Source organism: Pseudomonas sp. MPB03 (genome assembly GCF_046605385.1).
Taxonomy (GTDB): Bacteria; Pseudomonadota; Gammaproteobacteria; order Pseudomonadales; family Pseudomonadaceae; genus Aquipseudomonas; species Aquipseudomonas zanjanensis.
In genome coordinates this window covers 4,708,700-4,732,602 of the sequence record NZ_CP176770.1, presented here as the reverse complement: position 1 = coordinate 4,732,602, position 23,903 = coordinate 4,708,700, and the positions used below count along the sequence as shown (strand labels likewise).

Sequence of the window (23,903 nt, the reverse complement as noted above, 5' to 3'; positions counted from 1 at the left end):
AAACTTGCAGTAGTCCAGACAGACCGCATCAGCCGGTTTACGACTGCTGCGCAGCCGAGCGGGAGCAAGCTCCCTCGCCACGGGTTTCTTCCTTTCTGACACTTGTTCTCAAGCGCTAATTTTTCCGGTTTGCATTCGTTTCATAGGGACGACTTGCCTTTGTGCCTTGTGCCCACTGATTCCGGATACCCCAGAAATGAATGCTGAAGACGCCTTGAAACTTGCTCGCCGGTTTATCGGGTTGCCCCTGGAAAAGCGCCGGATGTTCCTGGCCGCGTTGGCCAAGGAGGGCGTGGAGTTCAGCGGTTTCCCCATTCCCCAAGGCGTCGAGGCCGAGGATCGCCAGGCGTTGTCCTATGCCCAGCAGCGCATGTGGTTTCTCTGGCAACTGGAGCCGGGCAGCGGCGCCTACAACCTGCCGGGAGCGGTGCGGCTCAAGGGCGCGTTGAGCCTGTCGGCGCTGGAGCAAGCCTTCGCCAGCCTGGTGGCCCGTCATGAAACCCTGCGCACGGTGTTCCAGCGCCAGGCCGACGACAGCCTCCTGCAAGTGCCCTCCAGCGCCGCACTGGTGATAGGCCGCAAGGACTTCAGCGCCTTGCCGGTTGCCGAGCGCGAGCAGGCGGTGCGCCAGGCCGCCGAAGCCCAATCGCTGCAGCCCTTCGACCTGTCCAGCGGCCCGTTGCTGCGGGTCGAACTGCTCAAGCTCGATGATCAAGAGCACGTGCTGCTGCTGACCTTGCACCACATCGTCTCAGACGGCTGGTCGATGAACGTGCTGATCGACGAATTCATTCGCTGCTATGACGCCCATGAGGCGGGGGTGGAACCACAACTGGCCGACTTGCCGATCCAGTACAGCGACTATGCCTTGTGGCAGCGCCGCTGGCTGGAAGCCGGCGAGCAGGCGCGTCAACTCGACTATTGGCAGGCGCAACTGGGCGATGAGCATCCCGTGCTGGAACTGCCTATCGATCACCCGCGCCCGGCGATGCCCAGCTATCGCGGCACGCGCTTTGAATTCGCCGTGGAGCCGGCACTGGCCGAGCAACTGCGCACCACCGCCCAGCAGCATGGCGTCACCCTGTTCATGCTCCTGCTCGGCGCGTTCAACGTGCTGCTGCATCGCTACACCGGCCACACCGATATCCGCGTTGGTGTGCCCATCGCCAACCGCAATCGCGCCGAAACCGAAGGGCTGATCGGCTTTTTCGTCAACACCCAGGTGTTGCGTACCGAGCTCGGCGGCCAGACCCGGGTCGATGAGTTGCTGCGCACGGTCAAGGAAGCCGCCCTCGGCGCCCAGGCCCATCAGGACTTGCCCTTCGAACGGTTGGTGGAAGCCCTGAAACTGGAACGCAGCCTCAGCCATACCCCGCTGTTCCAAGTGATGTATAACCACCAGCCGCAAGTGGCCGACATCGCCAGTATCCGCACGGCTTCGGGGCTGGAGTTGTCGATGTTGGAATGGCAGGGCCGCACCACGCAATTCGACTTGACCCTCGACACCTGGGAAAAGGCCGGCAAGCTGCATGCGGCACTGACCTACGCCAACGATCTGTTCGACGCCGCGACGGTCGAGCGCATGGCCCGGCACTGGACGCGGCTGCTGCAAGGCATGGTCGACGACAATCGCGCGCTCGTCGGCGAGTTGCCGCTGCTGGAAGCCGATGAATATCAGCGCCTGATCCATGATTGGAACCCGGTGGACGCGCCGTTCGACCAGGCGCTGTGCATCCACCAGATGATCACCCGCCAGGCCGAGGCCACGCCGGATGCCTTGGCCGTCACCTTCGCCAACACGCGCCTGACCTACAGTGAACTCGACGGCCGCGCCAATCGGCTGGCCCACAAGCTCATCGAGCTGGGCGTGGGCCCGGAAGTCCGTGTCGGCGTGGCGATGCCGCGCTCCGAACACCTGCTGATCGCCTTGCTGGCAGTGCTCAAGGCCGGTGGCGCCTACGTGCCGCTGGACCCGGACTACCCGGCCGAGCGCGTGGCCTACATGCTTGACGACAGTCGCGCCCGGGTCTTGCTGACAGAACAGGCGGTGGCGGCGACGCTCAGCGTGCCGGCCGAAACCGCCGTGCTGATGCTGGATCGGATCGAGTTGGGGCAGTACTCACTCAGCGCGCCGACCACTCAAGTCACGCCAGACAACCTCGCGTACGTGATCTACACCTCCGGTTCCACCGGCCAGCCCAAGGGCGTGGCGATTGCCCATCGCAACGTGCTGGCGCTGATCGACTGGTCCCGATCGGTCTACAGCCGCGACGACATCCAGGGCGTACTCGCCTCCACGTCGGTGTGCTTCGATTTGTCGGTATGGGAACTGTTCGTGACCCTGGCCAACGGTGGCTCGCTGATCATCGCCCGCAATGCCCTGGAGTTGCCGCAACTGCCGGCCCGGGACCAGGTGCGCCTGATCAACACCGTGCCCTCGGCGATTGCCGCGTTGCAGCGCGGCGGTGAGATCCCGGCCAGTGTGCGGATCATCAACCTGGCCGGTGAGCCCTTGAAACAAAGTTTGGTAGACGCCCTGTACTGTGGGAGCGAGCTTGCTCGCGATAGCGGTGTGCCAATCACTGATGGGTCAACTGACAGAGCGCCATCGCGAGCAAGCTCGCTCCCACAGTTGGGTGGCGTTGAGCATGTGTACGATCTTTATGGCCCCTCGGAAGACACCACCTATTCCACCTGGACCCGCCGCACCGCCGGCGGCACGGCGAACATCGGCCGGCCCCTCAAGCACACCGCCAGCTACCTGCTCGACGCTGACCTGCAACCGGTGCCCCAAGGCGTTTCGGCGGAGTTGTACCTGAGCGGCGCGGGCATCACCCGGGGTTACCTCGGCCAGGCCGCGATGACCGCTGAAAAGTATGTGCCCAACCCGTTCTCCACCCACGGCGAACGCTTGTACCGCACCGGTGACCTGACCCGTTACCAGGCCGACGGCGCCTTGCAGTACGTTGGCCGTATCGATCATCAGGTCAAGGTCCGCGGCTTCCGTATCGAACTGGGGGAAATCGAGGCGCGCCTGCTGCAACAACCCCAGGTGCGCGAACTGGCGGTGCTGGCCCAGGACGGCGAGCATGGCCAACAACTGGTGGCCTTCATCGTCCCGAGCGAGGCCGCGGTGCTGAGGGAGGCCGATGCCCAGGTACGGTTGCGCGAAACCCTCAAGGCTGCTTTGCGTGAACACCTGCCGGACTACATGGTCCCGGCCTACCTGGTGTTCCTCGCAGAACTGCCGCTGACCCCCAACGGCAAACTCGACCGCAAGGCGTTGCCGGCCATCGATGGCAGTGAGCAGCAACGTGAATTCGTCGCGCCCCATAGCCCGATGGAAAAAGCCCTGGCGGCGATCTGGCAGGACGTGCTGAACCTCGACAGCATCGGCCTGGAAGACAACTTCTTCGAACTGGGCGGCGATTCCATCGTCTCCATGCAAGTGGTCAGCCGGGCGCGGCAGGCCGGGATCATGCTCAATCCCAAGGCGCTGTTCCAGCACCAGACCCTGCGCAGCCTGGCGCTGGTCGCGCGCCAGGGCGACAGTCATACGATCGATCAGGGCTTGGCGCGCGGCGCGGTGCCGTTGACGCCGGTGCAGCAGTGGTTCTTCGAGCGTGACATCCCCGAGCGCCAGCACTGGAACCAGTCGCTGTTGCTGGTGCCTGGCGAACACCTCGACGCCGTGGCATTGGCGTCGGCCCTGGCCCGTCTGGCTGAGCACCATGACAGCCTGCGCCTGCGCTTTACCCAAGTGAACGGCCACTGGCAGCAAGCCTATGCCGAGCCGTCGACGGCCAGCCTGTTGTGGCAGCGCTCGGCGACGTCGGTCGAGCAGCTCAACGCCCTGTGCGATGACGCCCAGCGCAGCCTCGACCTGGAAGACGGACCGCTGCTGCGGGCCTTGCTGGTGGACATGGCCGATGGCAGCCAGCGCTTGTTGCTGGCGATCCATCACTTGGTGGTAGACGGTGTTTCCTGGCGCGTGCTGCTGGACGATCTGCAACAGTTCTACCGCCAATTGCGGGCCGGCCAGCCGATCCAGGTACCGGCCAAGACCAGCGCTTATGGACAATGGGCCGAGCAACTGCACGGGCATCTCGATGGCTTCATGGGCAGTCTCGATTACTGGCGCGCCCAGGGTCATGCACCGGCCGGCAACGGCTTGCCGTGCGACTACCCCGAGCGGCTGCTGGAGGTCCGTGACGAGCGCAAGGTGCAAGTGCGGCTGGACGCCGAACAGACCCGCCAACTGCTGCAACAGGCGCCCAAGGCCTACCGCACCCAGGTCAATGACCTGCTGCTGACGGCCCTGGCCCTTACGGTGTGCCGTTGGACCGGCCAGGACAGCACGCTGATCCAGCTCGAAGGCCATGGCCGTGAAGAGCTGTTCGAGGGCGTTGACCTGACCCGCACCGTCGGTTGGTTCACCAGCCTGTTCCCGATCAGCCTCAGCCCGGCGCCGGCGTTGAGTGCATCGGTCAAGGCCATCAAGGAACAACTGCGCGCCGTGCCGGACAAGGGCCTGGGCTACGGCGTGCTGCGCTATTGGGGCGAACCTGATGTGCGTGCCGAACTGGCGGCCTTGCCGGTGCCGCGCATCACCTTCAACTACCTGGGCCAGTTCGACCGGCAGTTCGATGACGGCGCGCTGTTCGTGCCGTCCAGCGAAGGCAGTGGCGCGGCGCAGCATGCCCGGGCGCCGCTGGCAAACTGGTTGACGGTGGAAGGCCAGGTCTACGGCGGCGAGCTGTCCCTGAACTGGGGTTTCAGCGAGCGGATGTTCAAGCAGCAGACCATCGAGGCCCTGGCCGCTGACTACCTCGCCGAACTGAGGGCGTTGATCGAACATTGCTGCGCGCTGGAAGCGCCCCAGGCCACGCCCTCGGACTTCCCCCTGGCGCGCATCAGCCAGGCGCAACTCGACAGCCTGCCGGTGGCCGCCGGGCAGCTCGACGATCTCTATCCGTTGTCACCGATGCAGCAGGGCTTGCTGTTCCACACCTTGTACGAGCAGGCAGCGGGGGAATACATCAACCAGTTGCGGGTGAACGTCCAAGGCATCGATGCTCAGCGCTTTGCCGAGGCCTGGCAGGCCACCCTCGATGCTCACGATAGCTTGCGCAGCGGCTTTGTCTGGCAGGGCGACCTCGAGCAGCCGTTGCAGATCGTCCGTCGCCAGGTCGAATTGCCATTCACGCTCCTCGATTGGCGCGGACGCGATCACCTCGCCGAGGCCCTGAATGAGCGTGCCGACGCCGAGCGCCGCGCGGGTTTCGACCTGGCCCAGGCGCCGTTGCTGCGCCTGGTGCTGGTGCAGACCGAGGCCGAGGGCTGGCACCTGATCTACACCCATCACCACATCCTGATGGACGGCTGGAGCAACGCTCAACTGCTCGGTGAAGTATTGCAGCGCTACAGCGGTCGCTTGCCCAAGGCCAATGTCGGGCGTTATCGCGACTACATCGCCTGGCTGCAACGCCAGGACGCGCAACTGGGCGAGACGTTCTGGACCGGCCAGTTGGCCACCCTGCAAGAACCAACCCGATTGGCGCGCGTCATGTCTGCCAGTGAAATCCACAGCGGCCATGGCGATCACTTCCAGACCCTGGACGCGACCCGTACCCAGGCCCTGGAACAGTTCGCCCGCCAACAGAAAGTCACCCTCAACACCTTGGTGCAAGCGGCGTGGCTGTTGCTGCTGCAACGCTACACCGGTCATGACAGCGTCGCCTTTGGTGCCACCGTGGCCGGGCGTCCGGCGGATCTGCCGGGCATCGAGCAACAGGTCGGCCTGTTCATCAACACCTTGCCGGTGATCGCCGCGCCGCGTCCGGACCAAACGGTCGGTGCCTGGCTGCAAGCCGTGCAGGCGCAGAACCTCAGCCTGCGGGAGTTCGAGCACACACCGTTGGCGGATATCCAGCGCTGGGCCGGGCAGGGCGGCGAGGCGCTGTTCGACAACATCCTGGTCTTCGAGAACTACCCGATTGCCCAGGCCCTGGCAGAAGGTGCCGGACAGGGCGCGGTGTTTGGCGACGTCAGCCACCTGGAGCAAACCCATTACCCATTGAGTGTGGCCGTGACGCTCGGCCAGACCTTAGCGCTGCATTACAGTTTCGACCGGGCGCATTTCAGCCAAGCGGCCATCGAAGGCATCGGCGCGCATCTGTTGCAGCTGTTGCAGCGCTTCGCCGAATCCCCCGTGCGCCATCTTGGACAAATCGCCCTGGTCAGCGCCGAGGAACAGGCCCGGCAACAGGCCGCCAATCATCCGCAGCCGTACCCGACCGACATCCCCGTACATCAACGCATTGCCGATCTGGCGGCGCACAAGCCCCACGCCACGGCAGTGATCTTCGACGGCCAGCGTTTCAGCTATGGCGACATCGACCGTCGCGCCAACCGCCTGGCCCACAAGCTCATCGAACTGGGCGTGGGGCCGGAAACCCGCGTTGGCGTGGCCCTGCCGCGCAGCGAAGGGGTGATCGTCGCGCTGCTGGCGGTGCTCAAGGCCGGCGGCGCCTATGTGCCGCTGGACACCAGCTACCCACGGGAACGCCTGACGTACCTGATCGAGGATTCCGGGCTGGCGCTGTTGCTCACCGACTCCCGGGTGTCGGCGCAGTTGCCGCTGGAGGGTGCCGACCAGGTGCTGGAGCTCGATCGCCTGGACGTGAGCCTGCAATCGGCGGATGCACCTTCGGTCAGCGTCGATCCGCAGAACCTCGCCTACGTGATCTACACCTCCGGCTCCACCGGCAACCCCAAAGGCGTGAGCGTGGCCCACGGTCCGCTGGCGATGCACTGCCAGGCCATCGGCGAGCGCTACGAGATGCGCGACAGTGATTGCGAATTCCATTTCATGTCCTTCGCCTTCGACGGTGCCCACGAGCGCTGGCTCACCAGCCTGACCCACGGCGCCTCGCTGCTGATTCGCGACGACAGCCTGTGGACCCCGGAACAGACTTATAGCGCGATGGGCGAGCACGGCGTGACCGTGGTGGCGTTCCCGCCGGTGTACCTGCAGCAACTGGCCGAACACGCCGAACGCGAAGGCAACCCGCCGAAGGTGCGCATCTACTGCTTTGGCGGCGATGCGGTGCCCAATGCCAGCTTCGAACGGGTCAAGCGTGCCCTCGATCCGGACTTCATCATCAACGGCTACGGCCCTACCGAAACCGTGGTCACCCCGCTGATCTGGAAGGCTGGCCGCGAGGTGGCGTGTGGCGCCGCGTATGCGCCCATCGGCAGCCGCATCGGTGACCGCAGCGCCTACGTGCTCGACGCCGACTTGAACCTGCTGCCCCAAGGCATGGCGGGTGAGCTGTACCTGGGCGGCACCGGCCTGGCGCGGGGTTACCTGAACCGTCCGGGCCTGACGGCCGAGCGCTTTGTTGCCGACCCGTTCAGCACGGGCGGCGGCTTGCTCTACCGCACCGGCGACCTGGTGCGCCAACGCGCCGATGGCACTTTCGATTACCTGGACCGCATCGACAACCAGGTGAAGATCCGCGGCTTCCGCATTGAACTGGGTGAAGTCGAAGCCAGCCTGCAAGCCCTCGATGGGGTGCGCGAAGCGGTGGTCGTGGCACAGGAAGGGGCTGCTGGCAGCGGCAAGCGCCTGGTGGCCTATGTGGTTGCCAATGAAACTGTGCAAAAGGATTTCGCCGAGCACTTGCGTGACCAACTCAAGGCGACCCTGCCGGCACACATGGTCCCGGCCTATCTGCTGCTGCTCGACCGCCTACCGCTGACCCCCAATGGCAAGCTCGACCGCAAGAACCTGCCCAAGCCCGACGTCAGTCAGTTGCAGCAATCCTACGTGGCCCCGCGCAGCGCGCTGGAGCAGCAACTGGTGTCGATCTGGCAGGACGTGCTCAAACTTGAACGCGTGGGCCTGGGGGACAACTTCTTCGAACTGGGCGGCGATTCCATCGTCTCGATCCAGGTGGTCAGTCGCGCGCGGCTGGTCGGTATCCACTTCACGCCGAAGGACCTGTTCCAGCACCAGACCATCGAGGCGCTGGCCGCCGTGGCACAGACGGGCGCGCCGCTGCAATTGATCGACCAGCAACCCGCGACCGGCGAAACCGCACTGCTGCCGATTCATCAATGGTTCTTCGCCCAGCCGATTCCCGACCGTCATCACTGGAACCAGTCGGTGATGCTCAAGCCGACCGAGGCACTCGATCCCCAGGCATTGGAGCGGGCCTTGGGTGCGCTGGTGGTGCACCACGACAGCCTGCGCCTGGCCTTCACCGAGCAGGCTGACGGCTGGACGGCGCGCTACCGTGACGGGGTTGCTGACGGCATTGTCTGGCACGCCGAAGTCGTCGATCTTGTCGCACTGCAAGCCTTGGGCGACCAGGCCCAGCGCAGCCTGCAACTGGACGGCGGCACGCTGATCCGTGCGGTGCTGGCGAACCTCGCCGATGGCACCCAGCGTCTGTTGCTGATCGTGCATCACCTAGTGATCGACGGGGTGTCCTGGCGGATCCTCGTCGAAGACCTGCAAACGGCTTATCGGCAGGTGCTTGTAGGAATAATCGTGCAACTGCCAGCCAAGACCAGCGCGATCAAGGCCTGGACCGAAGCGTTGCAGGGCTACGCCAGCAGCGCAGCCCTGCAGGCCGAGATGGGCTTCTGGCAGCAGCAATTGCAAGGCACCTCCACGGCGTTGCCATGGGACAACCCCCAGGGCGGACGGCAGCATCGCCAAGCCTTGACCATTCGCTCTTCACTGGACAAGACCCTCACTCGACAACTGTTGCAGGAGGCGCCGGCGGCCTATCGCACCCAGGTCAATGACCTGCTGCTCACCGCCCTGGCGCGGGTGATGGTGCGCTGGACCGGCGCTGACAGTGTGCTGCTGCAACTTGAAGGCCATGGCCGTGAAGAGCTGTTCGAGCACATCGACCTGACCCGCACGGTCGGCTGGTTCACCAGCCTGTTCCCGGCCCGATTGACGCCGGTAGCGGATGACCTTGGCGCTTCGCTCAAACAGATCAAGGAACAACTGCGGGCCATCCCCAACAAGGGCATTGGCTTCGGGGCCTTGGCGCACCTGGGCGATGATGCCGCACGTCAAACCCTGCAAGCCTTGCCGAAACCGCAACTGACGTTCAACTACCTCGGCCAGTTCGACGGCAGTTTCGCCGCGGCTGACGACGCCTTGTTCGTGCCCACCGACGAGCATGGCGGTGAAGAGCTGAACATGCAGGGCCCGCTGGGCAGTCCGCTGGCGCTGGACGGCAAAGTCTTCGGCGGCGAGCTGGACTTGAGCTGGACCTTCAGCGGCGAGCTGTTCAATACCGCGACCATCCAGCGCCTGGCGGATGACTACCTGCAAGAGCTCACGGCGCTCATCGCCCATTGCTGCGACAGTCACCGCCGGGGCGTGACGCCGTCGGATTTCCCGTTGGCGCGGCTGACCCAGGCGCAACTGGACACGCTGGTCCCAGTCCCCCAGGCCATCGACGACCTCTACCCGTTGTCGCCGATGCAGCAAGGCATGCTGTTTCATTCCTTGCTTGGGCAGGGCAGCGGCGACTACATCAACCAGATGCGCCTCGACGTCGACGGTCTCGATCCGCAGCGTTTTCGCGCCGCCTGGCAAGCGGTGGTCGATGCCCATGACATCCTGCGTACCGGGTTCTTCTGGCAGGGCGACCTGGAGCAGCCGGTGCAAATCGTCCAGCGTCAGGTCGAGGTGCCGTTTCGTGTGCTCGACTGGAACGGGCGGACGGAGATTGAGGGTGCCTTGCAAACCCTCGCCGATGAAGAGCGCGCCCAAGGCGTGGACCTGACCCAGGCGCCGCTGATGCGCCTGGTGCTGGTGCGCACGGCGACTGATCGGCATCACCTGATCTACACCAACCATCACATCCTGATGGATGGCTGGAGCAGCGCGCAGTTGTTCGGCGAAGTGTTGCAGCACTACCGCGGCGACAGCGTGGCCCGCCTGGCTGGCCGTTATCGCGACTACATCGCCTGGCTGCAACGCCAGGACGCGAGCCTCGGCGAAGGGTTCTGGACGCAACAATTGCGCACGCTGGATGAACCGGTGCGCCTGGCCCAGGTGTTTGCGCGCCCGGCCCAGGACGTCTCGGCGAACCTGTACGGTCATCATCATGTGCAACTGGATGCGCAGCAGACCCAACGCCTGGCCGAATTCGCCCGCGAATCCAAAGTGACCGTCAATACCCTGGTGCAAGCGGCCTGGCTGTTGCTCTTGCAGCGCTACACCGGCAAAGCCAGCGTGGCGTTCGGCGCGACGGTGGCGGGGCGGCCGGCGGACCTGGTGGGCGTCGAGGGGCAGATCGGCCTGTTCATCAACACCTTGCCGGTCATCGCCAGCCCGCGTCCCGAACAGGCGCTGGGCGACTGGCTGCACAGCGTCCAGGCGCAGAACCTGGCCTTGCGCGAGTTCGAGCATACGGCGTTGTTCGATATCCAGCGCTGGGCCGGCCTGGGCGGCGAAGCGTTGTTCGACAACATCCTGGTGTTCGAGAACTACCCGATTTCCGAAGCCCTGGAGCACGGTGCGCCTGACGGCTTGCGTTTCGGTGCCGTGGACAACCTGGAACAGACCAATTACCCGCTGACCCTGCTGGTCAGCCTCGGTGCCGAGCTGGCGGTGCAGTTCAGCTACCAGTGCGCCAGTTTCGCCCCGGCCTCGGTCGAGCAGATCGGCGTGCATCTGCGGCGCTTGCTGCTGCAAATGACCGACGGCACGCAACGGCCCCTGGGGGAACTGAGCTTGCTCGACAGCGGTGAAACCCACCAGCAGGTGCAAGGCTGGAACGCCACCGCCGCCGCTTATCCGGATGAGCATTGCGTCCATCGCCTGTTCGAGGCCCAGGCCCGCCGAACGCCGGATGCCACCGCGCTGGTGTTCGCTGAACAGGCGCTGAGCTACGCCGAACTCAACGTCCGGGCCAACCGCCTGGCCCATCGCTTGATCGAGCAAGGCGTGGGGCCCGATCAATTGGTCGGCGTCGCCCTGGAGCGTGGCGTGGAGATGATTGTCGCCTTGCTGGCCATCCTGAAGGCCGGTGGTGCCTATGTGCCGCTCGACCCGCAATACCCGGCCGACCGCCTGGCGCACATGATCGAAGACAGCGGCATCGAATTGCTGTTGACCCAACGTTCGCAACTCAACCAGCTACCGCTGACCTGTGGGAGCGAGCTTGCTCGCGATGGCGGTGGTTCAGTCAATATTGATGGTGAAGGTGAGGGCCTCATCGCGAGCAAGCTCGCTCCCACAGGGGTTGGGGTTGAGACATTGGTGTTGGACCAGGAGGGCGGCTGGCTCGACGGTTATACCGGCGAGGCGCCAGCGATGCGCCTGGATGCGGAGCACTTGGCCTACGCCATCTACACCTCGGGTTCCACTGGCAAACCCAAGGGCGTGATGGTGCGGCATGGGGCGCTGGTGAATTTCGTCGCGAGCATGGTCCGCGAACCGGGTATCGCCGCCAGTGATCGGGTGCTGTCACTGACCACGTTCTCGTTCGACATCTTCGGCCTGGAACTTTATGGCGCGCTGTTGAGCGGTGCCTGCGTGGTGCTGGTGGACAAGCAGAGCGCCCACGACCCAGAAGCGCTGCTCAAGACCATCGACCAGCAGCACGTCAGCGTGGTCCAGGCCACGCCATCGACCTGGCGCATGCTGCTCGACCACCCGGCGTCCGCCTTGCTGGCCGGGCGCAAATGCCTGTGCGGTGGCGAGGCGTTGGCCGAGGACCTGGCCGAGCGGCTGCTGGATGTCGCGGGCGAAGTCTGGAACCTGTATGGCCCGACCGAAACCACCATCTGGTCGGCGGCCTACCGCTTGACCGCCGAGCAGCGCCTGCCGTACCTCGGCCGGCCGATTGCCAACACGTCGCTGCATATCGTCGGCGATCACTTCGCGCCGAACCCGGTCGGGCTCATCGGCGAACTGTTGATTGGCGGCGACGGCCTGGCCCGGGGTTACCACGACCGTGCGGCGCTCACCGCCGAGCGCTTCCTGCCGGACCCGTTCGGCACCGGCGCGCGGGTGTACCGCACCGGTGACCTGGCGCGCCAGCGGGGCGACGGCGTGATCGAGTACATCGGCCGGGTCGATCACCAGGTGAAGATCCGCGGCTTTCGCATCGAACTGGGGGAAATCGAAGCCTGCCTGCTGGCCCAGGCGTCGATCCGCGAAGCGGTGGTGGTGCCGCAACAAGGGCCGGGCGGCCTGCAGTTGGTGGCATACCTGATCGCCGCGCATCCAGAAACGGCGGAACCGGCGGCTCTGCGCGACGCCCTCAAGGCCCGGCTCGCGCCTTTACTGCCCGACTACATGATGCCGGCGCACTGGCTGTTGCTCGAACGCTTCCCGCTGACCCCCAACGGCAAGCTCGACCGCAAGGCCTTGCCGCTGCCGGACGCCCAGCAACTGCTACGAGCCTACGTGGCGCCCGAGGGCGCGCTGGAGCAGGGCATCGCTGATATCTGGCAAGACGTGCTCAAGCTCGAACGGGTAGGGCGTGACGACAACTTCTTTGAACTGGGCGGGCATTCCCTGCTGGCGACGCAAGCGACGGCGCGCCTGCAAATGCAGCAAGGCGCCGCGGTGCCCCTGGACTTGCTGTTCAGCACCACGTCCCTGGCCGACTACGCCGCCCAACTGGCGGCCCACCTGAGCCCTCACTCCAGCGACGACCTGAGTGAGATGCATGATTTCCTGGCAGACCTGGAGACCCTTTGAATGACTCAGCTCGATAACCTGTCTCTGGTTCAGCGATTCATCCGTTTACCGCTCGCCCAACGGCAAGCGTTCCTGCACAAGCTGCACAGCAAGCACATGAGCCTGGCGACGTTGCCGATCCCGGCGATGCGCGACGAGTTCGCGACGCTCGACCTGTCCTACGCCCAGGAGCGCCAGTGGTTCCTCTGGCAACTGGACCGCCACAGCGCCGCCTATCACGTGCCCACGGCGCTGCGCTTGCGCGGCGCTCTCGAACTGCCGGCGCTGCAACGCAGTTTCGACGCCTTGCTGGCCCGTCACGACGTGCTGCGCACCGTGTTCGTCGACAGCCCGGAAGGGCCCCAACAAGTGGTGCAGGCGTGCTTGAGCCTGGCGATCGAGCCCCAGATGGTATCGGGGCCAGTGGACGACGCCGTGCTCAAAGCCCTGATCGATGACGAGATCGCTGGATTGTTCGACCTGCAACAAGGGCCGCTGCTGCGGGTCAAGCTGCTGCAACTCGCCGCGGACGATCATGTGCTGGTGCTGACCCAGCACCACATCATCTGCGACGGTGCGTCGGCGCGGATCATGGTCAACGACCTGGTCCAGCTCTACGCCGCTCACCGCAGCGGTCAGGCGCCGACCCTGGCGACCTTGCCGATCCAATACGCCGACTATGCGATCTGGCAGCGCAAATGGATGGAGGCCGGCGAGCTGGAGCGGCAACTGGCCTATTGGACCGAACGGCTGGGTGACGGCGGCGAAGTCCTGCCGTTGCCGACGGACCGCCCGCGTCCGGCGGTGCAGAGCCATCGCGGCGCACGCCTGGACCTGACTGTCGATGCCGCGCTGACCCAGGGCCTGAAGCAACTGGCCCAGCGCCAGGCCTCGACGTTGTTCATGGTCTTGCTGGCCTCGTTCCAGGCCTTGTTGCACCGTTACAGCGGCCAGTCGGACATCCGTGTCGGCGTGCCGGTCGCCAACCGCAATCGCCCGGAAACCGAGGGCCTGATCGGCTTTTTCGTCAACACCCAGGTGCTCAATGCCCAGGTGCGAGGTGACTTGTCTTTCGAGCAATTGCTGGCGCAGGTCAAGCAGGCCTCGCTGGGGGCGCAGGCCCATCAGGACCTGCCGTTCGAGCAATTGGTGCAGGCACTGGCACCGCAGCGGCAGGCGAGCCATAGCCCGCTGTTCCAGGTGATGTTCAACCACCAGAGCAACGGCGCAGCCCAGGCCCTGCAATTGCCGGGGCTGGAGGTCGAGAGCCTGGATTGGAGTTCCCACACCGCCCAGTTCGACTTGACCCTCGACACCCACGAGACCCACGGTGAACTGGCCGCATCCCTGAGCTACGCCACCGACCTGTTCGACGCCAGCACCGTGCAACGCATGGCCGAGCACTGGCTGAATCTGCTGCGCGGCATCGTCGCCGATGCCCATCAACGTGTGGGTGAACTGCCGCTGCTGAGCGCCACCGAGCAACAGCAGCACATCGGCCAATGGAACCCGGCCCCGCGCAGCTTCCCGGGCGCGGCCTGCCTGCATCAGCGCATCGCCGAGCAGGCGCGCTTGCGTCCCGACGCCATCGCGTTGCGTTTCAACACCCAAACCCTGACCTACGGCGAACTCAACGCCCAGGCCAACCGCCGCGCCCATCAGTTGATCGCCCACGGCGTCGGCCCGGATGTGCTGGTGGGATTGGCCGCCGAGCGGGGCTTCGACATGCTGGTGGGCCTGCTGGCGATCCTCAAGGCCGGCGGCGCCTACGTGCCGCTGGACCCGACGTATCCCCAGGATCGTCTGGCCTACATGATGCAGGACAGCGGCATTCAATTGCTGCTGACCCAAGCGGCCCAGGTCGATCAGTTGCCAGTGCCGGAGGGCGTGCAGACGCTGCTGCTGGACGCCGAAGTCAGCGCTTTCGCCGACAGCGATCCGCAGGTGGCAATGGACGCCGCGAACCTCGCCTACGTGATCTACACCTCCGGTTCCACCGGTAATCCAAAAGGCACCTTGCTGCCGCACTACAACGTGCTGCGCCTGTTCGAGGCCACCGAGCCCTGGTTCAACTTCGGCGCGCAGGATGTCTGGAGCCTGTTCCATTCCTACGCGTTCGACTTCTCGGTCTGGGAAATCTTTGGCGCACTGCTGCACGGTGGCGAGTTGTTGATCGTGCCGTATGACATCAGCCGCTCACCGCAGCAGTTCCATGAACTGCTCTGCGACGCCGGGGTGACGGTGCTCAACCAGACACCGTCGGCGTTCAAGCAACTGATGCACGAAGCTTGCGCCGATGACCGGGCCAACGCCTTGCGCTACGTGGTGTTCGGCGGCGAGGCGCTGGACGTCAAGTCCTTGCGCCCGTGGTTCGAGCGCTTCGGCGATGCCGCGCCGCAACTGATCAACATGTACGGCATCACCGAAACCACCGTGCACGTGACCTACCGTCCGCTGTCGATAGCGGACCTGGAACAGGACGCCAGCAGCCCGATTGGCGAACCGATTGCCGACCTGTCCTGGTATCTGCTGGACGGCGATTTGAACCCGGTGCCAAAAGGTTGCATCGGTGAACTGTACGTCGGTCGCGCCGGCCTGGCCCGGGGCTACCTGAATCGTGGCGACCTTACCGCATTGCGGTTCATCCCCGATCCGTTCGGCGAAAGCGGCGCACGTTTGTACCGCACCGGCGACCTGGCGCAGTACCGCAGCGACGGCGTGATCGAGTACGTCGGTCGTGTCGACCATCAAGTGAAGATCCGCGGTTTCCGCATCGAACTGGGCGAGATCGAAGCGCGCCTGAACGCCTTGGCTTCGGTGCGCGAAGCGTTGGTGTTGGCCCTGGAAGGGCCGAGCGGCCAGCAACTGGTGGCTTACGTGATCCCGGCCCACGCCACCGAAGCCCCAGCCGATCTACGCGAGCAGATCAAGACCCAGCTCAAGGCCGAGCTGCCGGACTACATGGTGCCGACGCACCTGTTGTTCCTTGAACAATGGCCGCTGACCGCCAACGGCAAGCTCGACCGCAAGGCCTTGCCCACCGCCGACGCCAGCCAGGTCCAGCAGGCCTACGTGGCGCCGCGAAGCGAGCTGGAACAACAGATCGCGGCGATCTGGCAAGACGTGCTCAAGGTCGAGCGGGTCGGCTTGAGCGATAGCTTCTTCGAGTTGGGCGGCCACTCGCTGCTGGCGACGCAGATGGTGTCGCGCATTCACCAGGCCCTCGGCCTGAACCTGCAACTGCGCCAGTTGTTCGAGAACGCCAGCCTTGAGGCCTGTGTGGCGGCGCTGATAGACGGCGACGTGGCACGGCCGGCGAGCATCCCGCGTCTTTCCCGGGACCAGGCGCCGCTGCCGCTGTCCTACGCCCAGCAGCGCCAGTGGTTCCTCTGGCAGATGGAGCCCGACAGCGCGGCGTACCACATTCCGGCGGCGCTGCGGATTCAGGGCGACCTGGACCTGGAGGCTTTGCAACAGAGTTTCGCCGCCCTGGTGCGGCGCCACGAAAGCCTGCGTACCACCTTCGTCCAGGTCGATGAGCGAGCGTTCCAGGTCATTCACCCACAGATGAACCCGGTGGTCATCCCGCAGATACTCGACGGCGGCAATGAACAGATCCAGGCCTTCGTCCGCCAGCAGATCGCCCAGCCCTTCGACCTGCAAAACGGCCCGCTGCTGCGGGTCGGCCTGTTGCGGGTGGCGGCCGACGAGCATGTGCTGGTGCTGACCCAGCACCACATCGTCTCCGATGGCTGGTCGATGCAATTGCTGGTGCAGGAACTGATGCAAGGTTATGCGGCGTGCCGCCAGGGTGAGTCCCTGGCATTGGCCGGACTGCCGATCCAGTACGCCGATTACGCAGTATGGCAACGTCAATGGATGGACGCCGGCGAGCGGGAACGGCAATTGGCGTATTGGACCGATGTGCTGGGGGGCGAGCAACCGTTGCTGGCGCTGCCGACCGACCGACCGCGCCCGACCCGGCAGAGCTTTGCCGGGGCACGCCTGGCCATCGACTTGCCGCCGGTTTTGGGCCAACAACTGCGACAACTGGCCCAGCGCGAAGGCAGCACGCTGTTCATGGTCTTGCTGGCCTCGTTCCAAGCCTTGCTGCACCGCTACAGCGGCCAGTCGGACATCCGTGTCGGCGTGCCCATCGCCAACCGCAACCGGGTGGAAACCGAAGGCTTGATCGGCTTTTTCGTCAACACCCAGGTGCTCAAGGCCGAGGTCGATCCGCAGCGGCGTTTCAGTGAGTTGCTGGCGCAGGTCAAACAGGCGGCCATCGGCGCCGAGGCCCATCAGGACCTGCCGTTCGAACAACTGGTCGAAGCCCTGCGGCCTGAACGCAACCTGAGCCACAGCCCGTTGTTCCAGGTGTTGTACAACCACCAGAGTGTGGCTCGCCAGGCACTGCCGGCGCTGCCCGGTCTGCTGATCAAGGCCCAGGAATGGGAAAGCCAGACTGCCCAGTTCGACCTGACCCTCGACACCCTGGAAGCCGAGGGTGAACTGGGTGCGGCGCTGACTTATGCCACTGACTTGTTCGACGCCAGCACCGTGCAGCGCCTGGCCGAACACTGGCTGAACTTGCTGCACGGCATCGTCGCCAATCCCGGCCAACGTATCAGTGAATTGCCGTTGCTGACGGCCACCGAGCAACAGCAACACATCGCCCAATGGAACCCGACACCGCGCAGCTTCCCGGGCGAGGCCTGCCTGCATCAGCGCATCGCCGAACAGGCGCGCTTGCGTCCCGACGCCATCGCGTTGCGTTTCAACGCCCAAGTCCTGACCTACGGCGAACTCAACGCCCAGGCCAACCGCCGCGCCCATCAGTTGATCGCCCACGGCGTCGGCCCGGATGTGCTGGTGGGATTGGCCGCCGAGCGGGGCTTCGACATGCTGCTGGGCTTGCTGGCGATCCTCAAGGCCGGCGGCGCCTACGTGCCGCTGGACCCGACGTATCCCCAGGATCGTCTGGCCTACATGATGCAGGACAGCGGCATTCGCTTGCTGCTGACCCAAGCGGCCCTGGTCGATCAGTTGCCAGTGCCGGAGGGCGTGCAGACGCTGCTGCTGGATGCCGATGTCAGTGCTTTCACCGACAGCGATCCGCAGGTGGCGATGGACGCCGCGAACCTCGCCTACGTGATCTACACCTCCGGCTCCACCGGTAATCCAAAAGGCACCTTGCTGCCGCACCACAACGTGCTGCGCCTGTTCGAGGCCACCGAACCCTGGTTCAACTTCGGCGCGCAGGATGTCTGGAGCCTGTTCCATTCCTACGCGTTCGACTTCTCGGTCTGGGAAATCTTTGGCGCACTGCTCCACGGTGGCGAGTTGCTGATCGTGCCGTATGACATCAGCCGCTCACCGCAGCAGTTCCATGAACTGCTGTGCGACGCCGGGGTGACTGTGCTCAACCAGACACCGTCGGCGTTCAAGCAACTGATGCACGAAGCTTGCGCCGATGACCGGGCCAACGCCTTGCGCTACGTGGTGTTCGGCGGCGAGGCGCTGGACGTCAAGTCCTTGCGCCCCTGGTTCGAGCGCTTCGGCGATGCCGCGCCGCAACTGATCAACATGTACGGCATCACCGAAACCACCGTGCACGTGACCTACCGTCCGCTATCGATAGCGGACCTGGAACAGGACGCCAGCAGCCCGATTGGCGAGCCGATTGCCGACCTGTCCTGGTATCTATTGGACGGCGATTTGAACCCGGTGCCAAAAGGTTGCATCGGTGAGTTGTACGTCGGTCGCGCAGGCCTGGCCCGGGGCTACCTGAATCGTGGCGACCTTACCGCGTTGCGGTTCATCCCCGACCCGTTCGGCGAAAGCGGCGCACGTTTGTACCGCACCGGCGATCTGGCGCAGTACCGCAGCGACGGCGTGATCGAGTACGTCGGTCGCATCGACCATCAAGTGAAGATCCGCGGTTTCCGCATCGAACTGGGCGAGATCGAAGCGCGCCTGAACGCCTTGGCTTCCGTGCGTGAAGCGTTGGTGCTGGCCCAGGAAGGACCGAGCGGCCAGCAACTGGTGGCTTACGTGATCCCGGCCCACGCCAGCGAAGCCCCAGCCGACCTGCGCGAGCAGATCAAGACTCAACTCAAAGCCGACCTGCCGGACTACATGGTGCCGACGCACCTGTTGTTCCTCGAACAATGGCCACTGACCGCCAACGGCAAGCTCGACCGCAAGGCCTTGCCCACCGCCGACGCCAGCCAGATCCAGCAGGACTACGTGGCGCCGCGAAGCGAGCTGGAACAACAGATCGCGGCGATCTGGCAAGACGTGCTCAAGGTCGGGCGGGTCGGCTTGAGCGATAACTTCTTCGAGTTGGGCGGCGACTCGATTGTCTCCATCCAGGTGGTCAGTCGCGCCCGCCAAGCGGGTATTCGCTTTACGCCCAAGGACCTTTTCCAGCACCAGACCGTGCAGGCGCTGGCAGGTGTCGCCCAGACCGGTAGGGAAGCGTCGGCAATCGATCAGGCGCCGGCCGAAGGGTCGACGCCGCTGCTGCCGATTCAACAGGCGTTTTTCGCCGAGGCGATTCCCCTGCGTCATCACTACAACCAGTCGGTGCTGTTGCAACCGGCCAGTGCGCTGCAAGCATCTTTGGTGGAGCAGGCTTTGCAGGCGTTGGTGCTGCACCACGACGCCTTGCGTTTGTCCTTCAGTGAAACCGCCGAAGGTTGGCGCGCCGAGCACCGTGAGGTGGCGGCGCAACAGCAAGCTTGGGCGAACGACGGTTTGCTGTGGCAGCGTGACGTGGCTGATGCCAGCGCGCTGGAAACCCTCGCCAACCAGGCCCAGCGCAGCCTCGACCTGCACGCCGGGCCGCTGTTGCGCGGCGTCCTGGCGACCTTGGCCGATGGCAGCCAGCGCCTGTTGCTGGTGGTCCATCACCTGGCGGTGGACGGTGTGTCGTGGCGAATTCTGTTCGACGACCTGCAAACCGCCTACCAGCAGTTGCTCGCCGGTCAAAGGCTGCAACTGCCGGCCAAGACCAGCTCGGTCAAGGTGTTTGCCGAGCACTTGCAGGCCCACGCCCGCAGCGCGGAACTGCAGCTGCAATTGGCCTACTGGCAAGGGCAACTGCACGACGCCCCGACCGACCTGCCGTGCCTCGACCCCGAGGCGATCGGGCAAAACCATGAGGCCGTCACCGTTCATACACGGCTCGACGCGCACTTGACCCGGCAGTTGCTGCAAGAGGCGCCGGCGGCCTATCGCACCCAGGTCAACGACCTGTTGCTCACGGCCCTGGCCCGGGTGATCTGCCGCTGGACCGGTCATGACAGCCTGTTGCTGCAGCTCGAAGGCCATGGCCGCGAAGAGCTGTTCGCCAATGTCGACCTGACCCGCACGGTGGGGTGGTTCACCAGCCTGTTCCCGGTGCGGTTGTCGCCGGCCGTCGAACTGGCGGACTCGATCAAGTCGATCAAGCAAGGACTGCGGACGATTCCCGACAAAGGCGTGGGTTTCGGTGCGCTGCGTTACCTGGGCGACGACGCCAGCCGGGCAGCTCTGGAAGCACTGCCGGTGCCGCGCATCACGTTCAACTACCTCGGTCAGTTCGACGGCAGTTTCGATCAGGACCAAGGCGCGCTGTTCAGCCCGGCCAGCGAAAGCGCCGGTGACGAGCAAAGCCCGCTGACCACCTTGGGCAACTGGCTGACGCTCAACGGCCAGGTGTTCGATGGCGCGCTGCGGTTGGGCTGGACGTTCAGCCAGCGACAGTTCGAGCCGGCGACCATCCAGCAATTGGCCGATGACTACGCCAGCGAGCTGGCGCTGTTGATCGCCCATTGCTGCGACCCGACGAACCAGGGCATGACGCCGACGGATTTCCCCCTGGCCGGCCTGACCCAGGCGCAACTCGATGGCCTGGCGCTGTCGGCGCGCGGCGTGGAAGACCTTTACCCGCTGGCACCGATGCAGCAGGGCATGTTGTTCCACAGCCTCTACGAGGCGGGCAGCGGCCAGTACATCAACCAGATGCGCCTGGACATCGAAGGCCTCGACCCCCGGCGTTTCGAGGCCGCCTGGCAAGCGGCGGTCGATGCCCATGACATTCTGCGCAGCAGTTTTATCTGGCAGGGCAGCGAGCGCCCGGTGCAGGTGGTGCACAAGCAGGTGCGCGTGCCGTTCGCTTCGCTGGACTGGAGCGCCCGCACTGATGCCAGCCAGGCCCTGGACGCGCTGGCGGATGCCGAGCGCGAGCAGGGCTTCGACCTGGCCTGCGCGCCGTTACTGCGCCTGGTGCTGGTGCGCACCGCCGAGCGGCGTTATCACCTGATCTACACCCATCACCACATCCTGATGGACGGCTGGAGCAACTCGCAGTTGCTCGGCGAGGTGCTGCAACGCTATGACGGCCAGGCCCCGCCGCGCCCGGCCGGGCGCTATCGGGACTACATCGCCTGGCTGCAAGGCCGCGACGCCCAGGCCAGCGAAACCTTCTGGCTGGCGCAACTGCAACCCCTGGAGGCGCCGACCCGTCTGGCCGAGACCCGTTTCGCGCCGCTGCAATCGGTGCTGGAAAGCAGCCACGCCAGTCACTATCACCACCTGACGCCGGAGCAGACCCAGCGCCTGAGCGAGTTCGCCCGCCAGCAGAAGGTCACCCTCAATACCGTCGTCCAGGCGACCTGGCTGTTGCTGCTGCAGCACTACACCGGCCACGCCACCGTGGCCTTCGGCGCCACCGTGTCGGGGCGTCCGAGCGAGCTCAAGGGCGTCGAGCAGCAGATCGGCCTGTTCATCAACACCTTGCCGGTCATCGCCAGCCCGCGTCCGGAGCAAGCGCTGAGCGGGCTGCTGCTACAGATCCAAGGCCAGAACGTGGCCTTGCGCGAGCACGAACATACGCCGCTGTTCGAGATCCAGCGCTGGGCCGGGCAGGGCGGCGACGGTTTGTTCGACACCTTGCTGGTGTTCGAAAACTACCCCGTGTCCCAGGCCCTGCAAGAGCAGGCGCCCTCGGGCTTGAGCTTCGGCAGCGTGGCCAGCCAGGAACAGACTAATTTCCCGTTGACCCTGGCCGTCAATCTAACTGACATCCTGAGCCTGCACTTCACCTATGCCCATGCTGCTTTCCCTACACACACCGTCGAGCGCCTGGCTGAGCAGGTGGCACACGTGCTCGCGCAGATGGTGAGCCTGCCGGCTGGCGGTTGCGTGGGAGACATCCAACTGCTGGATGCGACGACCCGCGACAGGCTGCTGGGCGACTGGAACGCCACGTCGGTGGTGGAGCCACCTCGGCGCCTGGTCCATCAATGGATCGAGGCCCAGGCCCAAAGCAGCCCCGACGCGGTCGCCCTGGTCAGCGAGCAGGAAACGCTCACTTACGCCGAGCTCAATGCCTGGGCCAATCGCCTGGCCCATGGCTTGATCGAACGCGGCATTGGCCCCGATGTATTAGTGGGCCTGGCGTTGTCGCGCAGCGTGCAGATGGTGGTCGGCTTGCTGGCGGTGCTCAAGGCCGGTGGCGCCTACGTGCCGCTGGACCCGGCCTATCCCCGGGATCGCCTGGCGTACATGGTCGAGGACAGCGGCATCGCCTTGCTGCTCACCGAAACCGAGGTGCTGCCGCTGTTCGGCAACGCTGCCGTGGCCGCGCTGCTGTTGGATCAACCCGGGCAATGGCTGGCCGGCTACAGCGAGCGCGACCCTGGCGTGGTCATCGACGGCGAAAACCTCGCTTATGTGATCTACACCTCCGGCTCCACCGGCAAGCCCAAGGGCGTGACCTTGCGCCATGCCGCCCTGAGCAACCACATGGCGTGGATGCAAGGTTGCTTGAAACTGACGGCCGCCGACCGCGTCCTGCAAAAAACCGCGATCAGTTTCGATGCCTCGGTCTGGGAGTTCTGGCTGCCGTTGATGAGCGGCGCGCAACTGGTGCTCGCCAACCCGCACCTGAACCTCGACCTGACCACCCTCTGGGCCGACGTGGCGCGGTGGCGCATCAGCGTGCTGCAAATGGCGCCGTCGCTGTTGCAGGCGTTGCTGCCAGTGGCGACCCGCGAACAGCTGGCCTCCCTGCGCCTGCTGCTGTGCGGTGGCGAAGCCCTCAGCGCGCACCTGTCGCGCCAGGTCATGGCGCTGTTCGAGGGTGAACTGCGCAACCTGTATGGCCCGACCGAAGCGACCATCGACACCAGCAGCCATGCCGTGGTGCGCGACAGCGAGGACGACGCCGAGCGAATCATCGCCATTGGTCGTCCCATCGATAACGTGCGCACCTACGTGCTGGATGCGGCATTGCAGCCTTGCGCCGTGGGCGCCGTCGGCGAGTTGCACATCGCCGGTGATTCCCTGGCCCGTGGTTACCACCAGCGACCGGCCCTGAGCGCCGAGCGCTTCATTCCCGATCCGTTCGCCCCCGTTGCGGGCGGTCGCCTGTATCGCACCGGTGACCTGGCGCGTTATGGCGCGGACGGGGTGATCGAGTACCTCGGCCGGATCGACCATCAAGTGAAGATCCGTGGCCTGCGCATCGAACTGGGGGAAATCGAAGCGCGCCTGCAGGCCGATGCCGAGGTGCGCGATGCGGTGGTGCTGGCGCGGGACGACGTGAGCGGACCGAACCTGGTGGCCTATCTGGTCGGCCAGGACGGCTCCCTGGATTCGGCCAGCCTGGGCGACCGACTCAAGGCGCGACTGGCGGCCCAGGTGCCGGACTTCATGGTGCCGACCCATTGGGTCTTCCTCGACCGCTTGCCACTGACCCCCAACGGCAAGCTCGATCGCAAGGCCTTGCCGGCACCGGACACCCGTGCCCTGCAACCGGCTTACCTGGCGCCCCGGAGCGACCTGGAATGCCGGGTCGCGGCGATCTGGCAAGACGTGCTCAAGGTCGAGCAGGTCGGGCTGGGCGACGACTTCTTCGAGCTGGGCGGGCATTCGCTGCTGGTGGTGAGCGTGGTCTCGCGCCTGCAACTGGAACTGGGCCTGGCCTTGACCCCGCAACTGATTTTCCAATTCCCGGTACTCGGCGCGTTCGTGGCGCAACTCGAGCCTGCCGGCGAACCCATGAGTACGTCGAAATTGAGCAAGCTTGAAGCGCTGCTCGATGAATTTGAGGAGGTTTGATGGACACCGCTGTCGCACAACGTATTGCCAGGCGCTTCATAACGCTGCCGCTGGAAAAACGTCGCTTGTA

General features: G+C 65.1%; 3 protein-coding genes (1 of these 3 cut by a window edge). All 3 read left to right on the top strand.

The genetic code is table 11. From position 1 onward, the window contains the following. The first annotated feature begins 196 nt into the window (after positions 1–196). Tightly spaced (each overlapping or abutting the next), the 3 genes in view from ACLH0I_RS20205 to ACLH0I_RS20195 form a layout consistent with a single transcriptional unit that may run on beyond the window. Positions 197–12,745 (top strand): non-ribosomal peptide synthase/polyketide synthase, encoded by a 12,549-nt coding sequence (locus ACLH0I_RS20205; RefSeq protein ID WP_411385213.1) that lies wholly within the window; start codon positions 197–199, stop codon positions 12,743–12,745. Next, the gene (locus ACLH0I_RS20200; RefSeq protein ID WP_411385212.1) at positions 12,746–23,833 is read left to right on the top strand and encodes an amino acid adenylation domain-containing protein; all 11,088 of its coding nucleotides are present in this window, start codon (positions 12,746–12,748) and stop codon (positions 23,831–23,833) included. It abuts the gene before it with no gap. Continuing rightward, on the top strand, positions 23,833–23,903 hold the 5' portion of the coding sequence (locus ACLH0I_RS20195) for a non-ribosomal peptide synthase/polyketide synthase (RefSeq protein WP_411385211.1). 12,451 nt of this gene lie beyond the right edge of the window; only the first 71 of its 12,522 coding nucleotides appear in the window; the start codon lies at positions 23,833–23,835; its stop codon lies beyond the right edge, outside the window. The genes ACLH0I_RS20200 and ACLH0I_RS20195 overlap by 1 nt, the downstream gene beginning before the upstream one ends.

Excerpts from the sequence above, each read along its gene's own strand:
- ACLH0I_RS20205 (WP_411385213.1), top strand. The coding sequence starts at position 197 with ATGAATGCTGAAGACGCCTTGAAACTTGCTCGCCGGTTTATCGGGTTG.
- ACLH0I_RS20200 (WP_411385212.1), top strand. The coding sequence starts at position 12,746 with ATGACTCAGCTCGATAACCTGTCTCTGGTTCAGCGATTCATCCGTTTA.